At 65.2% G+C, this 12480-nt stretch carries 9 protein-coding genes; 5 read left to right on the forward strand and 4 right to left on the reverse strand.

Annotation, left to right across the window (positions count from 1 at the left end; genetic code table 11):
• Positions 1-29 precede the first annotated feature (29 nt).
• From ACSU04_RS07900 to ACSU04_RS07915, 4 genes are all read left to right on the forward strand, one after another.
• Positions 30-512, forward strand: coding sequence for a mycothiol transferase (locus tag ACSU04_RS07900; RefSeq protein WP_439289005.1), 483 nt, complete (start codon positions 30-32; stop codon positions 510-512).
• Positions 513-604: 92 nt separating this feature from the next.
• On the forward strand, positions 605-1849 hold the full coding sequence (locus tag ACSU04_RS07905) for a DUF222 domain-containing protein (protein ID WP_439289006.1): 1245 nt from the start codon (positions 605-607) through the stop codon (positions 1847-1849).
• A gap of 53 nt (positions 1850-1902) precedes the next feature.
• Entirely contained in the window at positions 1903-3309 is a 1407-nt protein-coding gene (locus ACSU04_RS07910; protein ID WP_439289007.1) for an FAD-binding oxidoreductase, read from the forward strand.
• Complete coding sequence (locus tag ACSU04_RS07915; protein WP_439289008.1) at positions 3306-4172, forward strand: serine hydrolase domain-containing protein; 867 nt, start codon at positions 3306-3308, stop codon at positions 4170-4172. The genes ACSU04_RS07910 and ACSU04_RS07915 overlap by 4 nt, the downstream gene beginning before the upstream one ends.
• Positions 4173-4203: 31 nt before the next feature.
• Here ACSU04_RS07915 and ACSU04_RS07920 read toward each other — a convergent pair whose 3' ends face one another.
• A complete protein-coding gene (locus tag ACSU04_RS07920; protein ID WP_439289009.1) occupies positions 4204-4374 on the reverse strand; it encodes a hypothetical protein in 171 nt (56 codons plus the stop codon).
• Between the two features lie 350 nt (positions 4375-4724).
• Here ACSU04_RS07920 and ACSU04_RS07925 point away from each other — a divergent pair, with 350 nt between their 5' ends.
• Complete coding sequence (locus tag ACSU04_RS07925) at positions 4725-7430, forward strand: LuxR C-terminal-related transcriptional regulator (protein ID WP_439289010.1); 2706 nt, start codon at positions 4725-4727, stop codon at positions 7428-7430.
• 4 nt (positions 7431-7434) lie between these two features.
• Here ACSU04_RS07925 and ACSU04_RS07930 read toward each other — a convergent pair whose 3' ends face one another.
• From ACSU04_RS07930 to ACSU04_RS07940, 3 genes are all read right to left on the reverse strand, one after another.
• Positions 7435-8373 carry a class C sortase gene (locus tag ACSU04_RS07930; RefSeq protein WP_439289011.1) on the reverse strand — a complete coding sequence of 313 codons (939 nt, stop codon included), beginning with the start codon at positions 8371-8373 and terminating at the stop codon, positions 7435-7437.
• 4 nt (positions 8374-8377) lie between these two features.
• Complete coding sequence (locus ACSU04_RS07935) at positions 8378-10672, reverse strand: DUF6923 family protein (protein WP_439289012.1); 2295 nt, start codon at positions 10670-10672, stop codon at positions 8378-8380.
• Positions 10673-10752: 80 nt separating this feature from the next.
• Positions 10753-12279: a SpaH/EbpB family LPXTG-anchored major pilin gene (locus ACSU04_RS07940; RefSeq protein ID WP_439281571.1), complete on the reverse strand. Its 1527-nt coding sequence runs from the start codon at positions 12277-12279 to the stop codon at positions 10753-10755.
• Positions 12280-12480 lie beyond the last annotated feature (201 nt).

Here is a 12480-nt window from a genome sequence, read left to right on the forward strand (position 1 = left end):
AGACACATCGCACAAAGGAACGACCGTCAATGAATCAGCACCACGCCGACTCCGGCTTCACTACGCGGCAGGATTTCGACAGGCGAATCGAGCAGTACCGTCGACTCATCCTGAGCAGCCTCGACGGTCTTTCCGAACAGCAAGCACGTGCGACGCCCGCCCCCGACAGGCCCTCCCTCCTCGGCGTCGTGCGCCACACCGCCTACGTGGAGGGAGTCTGGTTCGGGGAAGCCATCACCGGCCGCCCCCGCGCCGAACTCGGCCTCCCTGTTGCCACAGCAAACTCGTGGAAGACACGCAAAGCCGACAGTATCGCCTCCATCACACAGCACAGCCAACAGATCCATCAGCACTCACGATCGAATCTCGCGGGCCTCGACCTTGCTGATGTCGTCACAGGTCGTAGCCCACGAACCGTTCTGAGCCTGTACACGCATGTGCTCAGCGAACTCGCCTGGAACACAGGACAGCTCGACATACTGCGGTCGCTCGCAGAGACCTCTGACCGCTGATACTCGAGTTCGAATATACATACTGGGTATCTACGTACGAGAAGAAGCGAGTTTACTCTTGATTTTCTCGTATTTTTGTTCGACAATAGAATATGCCCATCGCAACGCAGCTTCGAACGGATCCTCTGGTCGCCGACGACCGCAGGGCCGCGTTGCTCGACGAGTGGGGCGATCTCGGCGGGCAGATCGCCGAGATAGAGGCACGTCGGGTCGAAGTGCTCGCCGAGCGGAACGAGCTGCAGCGGCACGAGGCCGGAGAAGGCATCACGTACAGCTCGATGGCGCAGCGGTCGATGTTCGCGGAGTTCGCCGCAGCCGGGCACGTCTCCCCCAGCACAATGGAGCAGCAGTTCTGCATGGCAGTGGCACTGTCCAGCGATTTCCGCGGAACGCTGCAGGCGCTGCGAGAGGGGCGAATCAGCCGCCGACATGCCGAAGTGATCGTGCAGGCCGCGCCCCAATCCGAATCGGACGCAGCAGATGGCGGCGCAACGCTGATCGCCGCGTACGAGCACGATGTGCTCCCCTACGCGTGCACCACGACCGCGGCCCGCACTCGCGTGCATGCCCTCGCCGTCGCGGCAGCCCTGCGCCCGGTGAGTATGGAAGAGGCACACCGAGAAGCATTCGAAGAGCGCGAAGTGACGACCCGGCCCACGGCGGACGGGCTGGCGCAGCTGATCCTGACCACTTCCGAACTGTTCATCAACGCGATCATGGATCGCGCAAGCGCCGCAGCTCGCGCGATGGACGACACGCGCACCATGAACCAACGCCGCGCGGACTTCATCACCGACCTGCTGCTCACCGCCGACCCCACGGCTACGATCGGCACGATTATGGAGGCACTCCGCCCCGTCGTACAGGTCACCGTCGCAGCAAATACCCTCGCCGGGCGGGACGACAAGATGGCTCAGCTCGACGGAGTCGGCCCCATTCACCCCGACCTGGCCCGCGACCTCGCCGGTCAGGCATCCAGCTTTACCCGCCTATTCCTCGACCCGGCAGGCATGGTCACCGGCGTCGATACCTATGTCCCATCCAGTCGAATGAAGAAATATCTGAGGGCACGTGATCAGCACTGCCGATTCCCCGGATGCCGGGCGAAGACGGCGCGATGCCAGATCGATCACAACGAAGACTGGGCTCTCGGCGGGAAGACCGAGCTCGGCAATCTCGCTGACTTCTGCACCAGTCATCACCCGTTGAAGCATCCCGACGTCGATGAACGCTACCGCTGGACAGTTCGACAGGAACCAGAGGGAACCCTCGTGTGGACCAGCCCATTAGGGCGCGAATACACCGACTACCCTGAACCGCGCGTCATGTTCATCTGAGCAGTGGCTTGCCCTCACCGGCTACTGTGATGTCAAGACTCGAGGGAGAGTGTATGACCGTCATGGCGACACCTCTGACTGGCCGGCTCATCGCCGCCCTGCCCGCGGGCACGGTCATCACCGACACCGCATCCATGGACGCCTACCGCTGGGATCGAGCCAATGATCCGGCTGCCGGAACACCGCTGGCCGTGGTGCGGGCGACAACGACCGAAGATGTGCAGACTGTGGTGCGCCTCGCGGCCGAGACTGGAACGGCAGTGATCCCCCGTGGCGCAGGATCCGGACTTTCCGGCGGCAGCACCGCGGTCGACGGGGCGATCGTGCTCTCCCTCAACCGGATGCGGGAGATCCACATCGACGCGGACACCCGCATGGCGACAGTGCAGCCGGGCGCGTTCAACGCGGAGGTGAAGGCTGCGGCATCCGCTCACGGCCTCTGGTATCCGCCCGACCCGTCTTCGTTCGAGTTCTGCTCCATCGGTGGCAATGTCGCCACGAACGCCGGCGGGCTGTGCTGCGTGAAGTACGGCGTCACGACCGACTACGTTCTCGGAATGACCGTGGTGCTCGCCGACGGGCGCGCGGTCAGACTCGGCGGTCCACGCGTGAAGGATGTCGCAGGGCTGTCGCTGACGAAGCTGTTCGTCGGCAGCGAGGGCACCCTCGGCGTCATCACCGAAGTCATCCTACGACTCGTGCCCGCACAGTTGCCACCGACAACACTCGTGGCGACCTTCCCAACGCTCAAAGGTGCGACCGACGCCGTCATCGAGATCACTCGGTCGACTCGTCCATCAATGCTCGAGTTCATGGATCGGCCGACGATCCGCGCCGTCGAGGCTGCGACCCGCATGGGCCTCGATGTCGATGCGGCCGCGATGCTCGTCATCCAATCCGACAATCATCCGGATGCTGCGGCAGCTGAAATCGCCACGATCGAGGCGATCTGCAGGACACACGGCGCAGAGGAGTGCTTTGCGACCGGCGATCCCGACGAAGGCGAGGCGTTTGTGCAGGCGCGTCGTATGGCGATTCCGGCCGTCGAGCGACTGGGCACCGTCCTATTGGAAGATGTGGGCGTGCCGATCCCCCGACTCGGCGACCTGGTGCTGGGGATCGAGCAGATCGCCGCACGACACGACATACTCATCGCTGTCCTGGCCCATGCCGGCGATGGGAACACGCATCCGCTGCTCGTATTCGATCCCGCGGACGACTCACAGCGCGAGCGCGCCCATCTCGCGTACGGCGAGGTGATGGATCTCGCCATTTCGCTGGGTGGCACGATCACCGGTGAGCACGGCGTCGGACGCCTCAAGCAGCCGTGGTTGCGCGACTACCTCGGCGACGACGTGCTCGAGCTGAACGAAAGAATCAAGCACGCCCTCGATCCGCAGGGAATCCTGAATCCAGGAGCGGTGTTCGCCGGCCCGGGTGCAGGCAGACTGGACGGGTGACTACCGCCCAGCGCATTCGTGACCTCATCGTGCAGTATGTGACGGCATCAGGATTCGGAGCCCACGGCCTGCATGTGCGCATCGGCGATGACGTCGCGGAGCACCGCTGGACGCCGGACGTCCGCGAAGACATCCATTCCGCAGCGAAAGGCATCTGCGTACTTGCTGCGTGCATCGCCGCGGATGAGGGCGTCGTCTCTCTCGACGCACCAGTGTCGACCTATCTGTCGGGGGCCGACCTCGGTGCCGGGGTCGAGGAGGTCACACTACGTCATCTGCTGAGCATGTCGAGCGGCATCGACCTGCCGTGGTCGGAGACCATGATGACCGACTGGCCCGACCTCGCCCTCGAGTTCCTCGGCAGACCATCCCGAGGACGCGTGTTCCAGTACTCCAACGCGAGCACATATGCGGCGATGTTCGTACTCGCCACAAGGGTTGGCGACGTGCTCGAGTATCTCGTCCCGCGCCTGTTCGTTCCCCTCAGCATTCACGACGTCGAATGGGTGCGCTGCCCCAACGGGCGGATCGTCGCCGGCGAGGGCATTGCGCTGCGCACCGAAGAGCTGGCGCGCATCGGGCGCCTCATCCGGGATCGGGGCGTGTGGGAGGGACAGCGACTGGTATCGCCAGAATCGATTGATGCGATGCACACGGACTGGATCGTCGCGGGCCTCAACCCCGGATACGACCGCTACGCGCTCAGCGGGTGGGGCGGGCCAGGGGCGGCGTGGAGGTTGCATGGCGCCTACGGCCAGCTGCTCATCTTCTTAGATGATGCCGTCGTGACGATCACCGCCGACGACCACTTCGGTGCGGATGCGATGGCTGCGTTCGTGGCCGCGGAGCTTGAGGCGCGGTAGTCACCGATGCGGAGTACCGCTCCCCCAGGAGTCAGCTCATCGTTCCGGCGTTGGCGGCTGCCAGCAGCTGGTCGATCTTCTCGGCCGAGAAATCCTTGCCGGCCATCATGCCGATGCGGCCGATCGGGAACGATTCCATCATCCGCATCATGTCGACGCCCTCCGGCATGATCGAGGTTGCGCCGTCCAGCATCCCTGCCATCCCGGCCATCGCGCTCGGTGGGAGCGCCGGACTGTGCCCGCCGGTACCGACTTACCGAGAAGAGCGCGGGAATCGACCCCATTCACATCCCAGTCGAGCGCAAGGCGAACGAGATCCTCAAGGCTGCGAGCGTGTTTTCGCGAAGGAGCGCGACTGCCCTTGACCGACATGACCCGGTTCATCCACGGGTACCGGGCTTGAGCTCGCCTGTCCCCAAACCCGCAAATAGTCACGGCTGCAGACAGAGCCGGCGTTCAGCTTGGCTGATTACATTTGATCATGCAAGCGCCGTTTTTGTTCCCCGGGCACAGACCGGGGAACGTGGCTTCATTGTGGGAAGGCAGTGTCACGTGCGTACCAACTCGGCTCTGCCTAGCGGCTCACTCATCATCAGAGAGCGCCTGCTACGACGATTCGAAGATGCAACAGGGCAACTCATACCCTTCGTCGTGCTGAACGCTCCGGCAGGTTCAGGAAAGAGCACGCTGGCCACGCAACTGCTCAGATCCCCGTTACTCGAGCAGTTTCGCGTGTACTCGATCCACGGCGCGAGTGCGCGTGGCCAGTCGATCTGGCATTCACTTGGCAGATGCCTCGCGGCCGCCGAGCCCGCCCCGCTCCCGGACGACGATGCGTACTCACGCGAATGGGTGCACGCACGCATCAGCGCGCTGACCGAGCCCACGCTGCTCCTGCTCGACGACTACCATGGCATGACCACGGCGGAGCACGATCGCGCGCTACTCGCACTGGGCGAGTCCAATCCCCATTTTCACGTGTGCGTCCTCGCGCGATCGGTGCGGGTGCTCGACGGCCCCCTCTATATGCACAGGGTTCGTGTGATCGACCGGAACGAACTCGCATTCACCGCCGAGGAAAGCCTCGACCTCGCGGCGCAGTCTGGCGTGGAACTGTCTGCCGGGCTGACCGAAGCGTTCTCGCAGGCAGACGGATGGCCCGTCGCTGTCGCCGCTGTCCTCCGCACCGCTCATGAGACCGAGAATGCTCCGCGACGTGACGGGGCACGCATCGGCGAAAGCATCCCGGCACCGGCCCCCGTCGCCGCTCACCCGGCGCTTCAGCGTGTAGCCATCGACATCTTGGATGTTCTCCGCGAGCTGGATCCCCACGCGCGCGTGGTCTTACTCGGCGCCTCCCTCGTCGGATCCTTCAGCTTGGACCACGCCGCAGAGCTCATCGGAAAGCCCGCCGCGCGAACCCAATCGCACATCGACACTCTTCTCCAACTGGGTGTACTGGTTCGGCTTGCCCATGGCGCGGGTTACCGCGTGCACCCTTCTGTGCGCGCCACGCTTCCTGACATCGCGGCCCAAGAGTTCAGCACGTCCAAGCGAAAGGCTTTGGTACTGCGAGCCGCGCAAGAGATGGAGAAGTCAAACCCGTTCGACGCGTTCCGCATCTATCTGCGGTCTTCTTCCCTCGCCGCGGCGGAGACCGTCCTCTGGAGCAACTTCACGGCCATCACTGATCGCAGCGACGCCTGCCTCGCCGCGCTGTCACCTTTGAACGACGCGGAGCTGTTCGCTCACCCGACCCTCGCGGCCGCGCGATTCTTCCTTGAGTTCGAATCATCGACTGTCGCGCCAAAGCGCTTTTGGCACACCTCACAGCTGTCCCACGCGGGGGCCCAGCGCCGCTTGAAGCTGAACCCCGATCCTGCAGATCCGCTGCACATCGGGCATCGGATGCAGGTCATGATCGGCGAACGGATGCAGGGGAACGCCCCAGCCGCCCTCGCCATCGCGCAGGACATCGAGGCCCGGCTCACCTCACATGGACGGCTCGAGGGCCCTGACCTCCGTACATCAGGCAACAATGAGCCGGTACTCCTTGAGGAACTCGCGTTCACGGCCTTCATGGGTGGGGATTCGGCACTGGCACGACGCGTATGGCAGCGCCTCAGCATCCTAATGGAACAGATGTCAGAACGTGCTTCCTCAGACAGTTCAGGCGGGGCACCACACGCCACGCTGAGGCCTGGCCCGTGGCAGCACGCGGCGCTCAGTGGACTCGCGCTCGTGGAGTCCAACGAGGGCGATTTCCGGCGCGGTGCGGAACTCCTGGCCCACTCCGACCAGGTGCGCGACGAGTACGGCCCGGCTCCGGGGCTGGCGTGGGTCAATGCGGAGATCGTGCGCGCGCACCACGCATACGAGTTCCGGCGCCCGGACCTGCTCCGGCAGGCAATCGAGCGGACCCTACCGTGGTGCGACCGGATCGAGCAGTGGCCGATGCTGATCATGGCTGAGGCCGAGAGTGTCCGTTACCAGCGCGGAACGGACTGGGCGCTTCCGCAGCTGCGCGCCGGGATCGCGCAAATCGAACGCGAACGGCACGGCGTGGGTGTGTGGGGCGGATACCTCGCGCTCTACCAGGCGATGCTTCACGCCACCTCGGGCAACTTCGCCGCCTCGAAGCAGATCATGGACGCGCTGCCCGCGAGGAACCCCTTTGTGCAGATCGGACGAGCGCGGTTTGCCCTCTTCCAGGGAAACAACGTGCAGGCTCTACTGCTCATCCAACGGCTCGGACCCGCTGCCCTGAACCTGCGGCAGCAGATCGACAGGTTCCTCATTGCGGCCATCGCGGCATGGGCGTGCGGCCGCACCGAGGAGGCATTCGACACGCTCCGCAGCGCTGGCGAGCTCATCTCACGCTGTCAGCTGTCGATGATGCTGCGATCCGTGCCGTTCGAGCCCCTCGCCGAACTCGCCGCGGCAGCCCGCGACGCCGGGGTCTGCGACGTCGTGGCGCTCATCAACAGCGTCCCGGAACTGGCACGCTGCGTAATGCGTGAGAGTCTCACCCAGATGGAGCAGCGCTCGCTGGAATCCATGATCACCCACCCTTCGCTGGCGGATGCGGCGGTGGCCCTCGCCATCGCTCCGGCGACGGTCAAGCGGCACCGGCTCACGGTCTACCGCAAGCTCAAAGTCGGCGGCCGCGAAGAAGCGATCCTACAGGCGACCCGGATGGGGCTGCTGCAGCGACCTGGCAGCTCGGACGAGAAGGGTCCCGTCACGCCGCCCACCTGAACCGTCACCGGCGCGCCCGCCGCGCGGCGATCCTCGCGTCGATACGCCCCTGCCACCCGACGTATCCGCTCACGACGAGCAAGCCGCCACCGAGGAAGACAGCCCACCACGGAAACCCGGGAATGGTCGGGTCGAGCCCTGCAGCGGCGACATCGTCGGATTGGGTGAGCGCCACTCGCTCCCCTGTGACCACGATGCGGTGCGAATTGATCCCGAGCGGCGTGCAGGTGATGAGGGTGACCAGATCGCTCCCTGGCTCGGCTCGCAGCGTCCCGGTATCCGCCGGATCGATAACCTCTTTCGTGCGTACCTCGTACGTGAGCACCTCCCCGAACACCTCGACGGTGAACTGGTCGCCCACCTCCACCCCGTCGAGATTGGTGAACATGGTCGCGTTCGCGAGGCCTCGGTGCGCCGTGAGCACCGCATGGGCCCCCTCGCCACCGACCGGAAGGTGCGAGCCCTCCAGGTGTCCAACGCCTTTCAACAGCACATCATCGCTCGTGCCGTGGTAGATCGGCAGGTCGACGTCTATCTGCGGAATCCTCACCCGTCCCATCAGACCGGAATCCGATGCCGTCAGCATCCGGGAGTACTCCAGGGATTCGTTCGTCGACGCCCCTTCACCGACCGGCACGTTCGCATTCGCACCGAACACGACTCCGGCGCTCAGTGCGTCGTTGTAGGCGTGGGCGTTCGCCAGTTGATCCGTGGCGCTCGGCGTGACCCGGTCGACGGAGTGCTCGTAGTCGCGGATGATCTGCGACTGGTTGTACGACGACAGCCAGGACGCGGTCATCGGATAGAGCCCGGCGCCGAGGCCGGCGAGTGCAAACAGCGCGATGGTGAGGGTGAGAAGGCTCGGCCGCCACCGTCGGCCACGCCGGCGCGTGCGGCGCGAGCGGGACCGACGGGTCTCGATTTCAGCGGCTGCGGTGCTCACCCGATCAGGTCCGCGTCCGTCGACGTTGCTGAAGGATGAAGGCGGCGAGCACGACGATTCCGAAGCCGCCGGTCAATGTCCAGAACATGGTGGTGCCCATTCCGCCGGTCAACGGCAGGGTCGGCACCTCCACCGGAGTGTTGACGATGTCGCCGAAGCTCACGTTCTCGTACACCGCGATGTCGATGGGTTGGATCTGCTGGTATCCGGCCGGCGCGCGCGTCTCGGCGAGCTGGTAGGTGCCGATGGGCAGGTCGCCCACTTCGAACTCGCCCTCGGCCGAGTTCGTGTCGGCGCCGGTGCAGTCCGCATCCGTCTCCGCAACACAGTCGATCACGTGGATGGATGCCGCCGGCACGAGTGCAGGAGTCGACGCACGATCGTACGGGGTGAGGGTCCATTCCGACCCGGCGAGGTTCACGGCTGGGGTCTGGTCGTTGACCTTGTTCCAGGTCAGGGACGCCTGCACTGGGTGCTCGGTGCAGAGCTCAGTGACCGGGTCGCACGTGGGCGGTGGCGGGTCACCCTTGGTCACCAAGAAGTTGCCGAGCTTTCCGCTCGCCGTCGCAGGCAGCGGAGACTTCACCTGCATCGAATAGCGGACAGTGGCCGTCGCACCCGCCGGGAGTGTCCCGATGATGGCGATCTCGGATTCGGACATCGTGGCCGTGAGGGGCGCCTCGGCGACGACCTCGTCCTCCAGATCCGCGTCATCGAGCACGTCGGCGAGTAGGTCCACCTGGTCGACCACGACGGGCGAGCGGCCCGCGTTGTGGAAGGTGAGCTCGTAAGTGACCAGTTGGCCCGGGGTCACGTGCGTTCCGGAGACCGGGTCGGAGGTCTTCGTGCGCTCGAGGATGCCGGGGTACGGGGCGGCTCTCGTGCTGTCGGAGTTGTTGTCCATATTCGGGTCTTCTTCATTGCCGAGGACGTGGGCGCTGTTGATGACGCTTCCTAATGAGTGGGTGATCTCGGTGAGGACCTTCGCGGTCATGTTCACCTCGGTGCTGGCGCCGACCGGCAGAGCACCCAGGACGCAGGTCAGGTGTCGTTCGTCCGCAACGGTGCATCCGGGGGTCGTGCTGGTGACCTCCCCCAGCCCCTCCGGCGGCGTGTCCGTAAGGATGCTGCCGCTCGAGGCGTGCGGCCCGTGGTTCGTGACCGTCATCATGTAGTTCAGGGTCTCACCGACCGCGTAGAACTCCGGCCCCTCCTTCACGACCCCGAGGTCCACGTTGCCGCCGGGTACGCTCGTTCCGTCGTTGTTGGTCGTCACCGGGCCGCTGAACGCCGCGGCGACGTCGAAGACGATGCCTCGCTCGTCGTGGCTGATCTCCAGCACGAAGACATCCCCGGTGGGGTTGTCCGAGAACCCGATCCTTCCGTTGCCGAGCGTCCAGGCCGCACCGAACTGGCGCCCGTCCTTCGTCGTGGGAATCGGGTTGTGGTACGAATCGACGACCCAGCCAAAGCCGTCTACCTCGGAGATCCCGTAGATCGCCGTGTCGGAGGCACCGAACATCGTTCCTCGACTTGGAAAATAGGGCTGCCCGCCGACCCAGGTGAAGTCAGCGACACCCGAGATCGTGGCGCTAATCGGGTCGAAGGTGATCTTCTCCGCGGTCATCGTCTCCACGTTCACGGCCCACATGTCGTCGAAGTTGTCCGTGTTGTTGAAGTCACGGACGTACAGGATGTGGCTGTTGCCGTCCGGACCGGTGATGCCGCCGAACGTGCCCTGCGTGTACGTGTTCACCCGATCACCGGTGGTCGGCTTCGGGGTCGGCGAGGGAAGGCCCGCGACGACGCCGAGGTCGACGGCGACCCCGTTGTTTTCGACCCTGACGAGGTGATTGGTGCCGTTCTGCGTGCCGTTCGGATTGGCCCGGATGCCGTAGATGAAGCCATCGTTGATGTTGTAGCCGATGGCGTTGTAGCTGATGTCGGTCGTCGAGCCCAGGTTCTTCAGCGCAAGAGCACCGGGCACCTGCTGGCCACCGAGGAGAGTGGTCGTCGGAAAGTTCTGCCCGATGAACACCTGCGGATACAGCGGGTCGAATGCGCCGCCGGGTGCGGGGTCGACCTCATCCGCCGCAGGGACGGCGGGCGTGGTGGCGGACGGCACGGGAGCGGACGTGGCGGACGGCGCGGGAGCGGGCGTGGTAGCGGCGAGCGCGGCGGTCGACGCGTTGGCCGACGGCACGGCGACGCTGAGGAGTGCGAAGCCGAAGAGGAGGGCCGCGCGCGCCGCACGGGGCAGTCGCCTGACTCGTGGCGACGGAGAACTGGAATGGGGCACGGAACCGACCTCTGGATTGTTCGTGGGCAGATGCAGCCGTGGGGACGCGCTCTCACACGCCCCCACGGTGTGCGGATGGGCTAGTTGTTCACCCGTGCGCGACGGCGGTTCACCAGCACGAGGCCGATGGCAATGACCGCCGCAGCGCCACCTGCGTAGAGCAGGGTGAGCTGGCCATTGGCGCCGGTGAGGGGGAGCCTCACGGGCGGGACCAGGTTGTTGACGATGTCGGCGTTCAGACTGTCTGCGACGGAGGTCACTCCCGCCTTGACGGTGATCCCGGTGAAGGGTACCGCCGGAACGACGTAGCCCGCGGGTGCCACGGTCTCCTTGACGACGTAGCAGCGCGTCAGCGCGTTCACCGAGGGGTTCACCGAGTCGCTGACGAAGAGCCCACCGATTTTTACCACACCGGCAGCATCCGAGGTGAACGTGGTTTCGCCATCGACAGTGAGGGGGCCGGCGGCAGCATCCGCCACTGCCGTGGTGCAGTCCGCCGCGTAGGGCGTCACGGCGTTGTAGACCTCGAAGACCGCGCCCTGGAGCAGACCGGTGGCTCCGGTGGTGGCGGCGGCGCGCTTCTGCAGCTCGATGCTGCCCCAGTTGACGGTGACCTCGTTCGACTCCACCGTCGCGTCACCGGTGAACTCCGCCGTGTTGTGGATGATGCCGTCCGCCCCGATGGAGACGACCTTCGTGGTGAAGACAATCTCGACGGTCTTGCCAGCATGGGCGTTGCGCGGTGTCTCGTTGAGCCATGCGAGGCCTGCGGGGGTGAAGGATACGGTGACCTTGGCCTTGCCTCCCACGGGGGAGGACGCCACGGTGTAATAGTCGGCGTCGAGTGCGGCTCCGTCGAGCTTCACCGACAGCACGCCCGTGCCCAACGGCTTCAGCCGCGGGTCGAGTGCGTCCGAGATGGCGAACTGTGTCCAGTCGCCCTCCTTGCGCGGGATCTCCTGGGACACGGGGAAGTTCTGGGTCGAGCCCAGTCCCGTCTTGCCGTCCAGTGTGCTGACGGTCTTGACAGGCTTGTCGGTCATGCCGTTCTTCGGGTAGGCGTGCACGTCGTACACCCAGCCGTCCTCGTGGGGCATCGGGATGGACAGGATGAACGGCTGCGACATCTCAGTGATGTAGTCCGGGGCCGAGGTCTCACACACCTGGTAGACACCGATCGGCAGACTCTGCGCCGAAGCGCCGGCGGCATCGGTGGCGGGCATCGGGATGGCGGCGCCCAGGGTGTATCCGGCGGGCGCGGCGCAGGCGGCGCCGGGCGTGATCGTGTTCAGCCCTTCCCATGTGGCGGGCGCGGTGAGGTCGAGTGCCGCGCCGCTCTTCAGCAGTGGGTAGGCAGTGAAGACGACGTCCTCGACAGGGTTGGTGAAGTCCCCGGGTGCCGGGGCTTCACTGATGTCCCCCACGGTACCGCCAGCGGCCTGGTGCAGATACTTGTGCACCGTCAGGGAGCCGGTCTGGGAGAAATCGATGTTGCCATACTCGGCGGGAGCAGCAAAGGCCGCGGTCGAGCCGCCGACAACGGCGAGAGTGCCCAGTGCCAGCGCACTGAGTAGCGCGGTCGCGCGCGACGTCTTGTGTCTATTCATCGTGAGTGAGGCTCCATTCGGGTGGATGCGGTGCGCATCAGGGATAGTGGGTTCCGCGGCACGTCAGGAGCGAGATTGCGGTGTCGGCTACGTGTGCGCAGGTGTTGATGCCATTCAAATGTGCGGGTCGCGTGGCAGCCGAATCATCTACACCCATTTCTGCACCATCAACCGCCTCAGGTTTGATGCCGCTTCCTTTCG

The sequence above is a fragment of the Microbacterium sp. A84 genome (genome assembly GCF_051842815.1).
Taxonomy (GTDB): domain Bacteria; phylum Actinomycetota; class Actinomycetes; order Actinomycetales; family Microbacteriaceae; genus Microbacterium.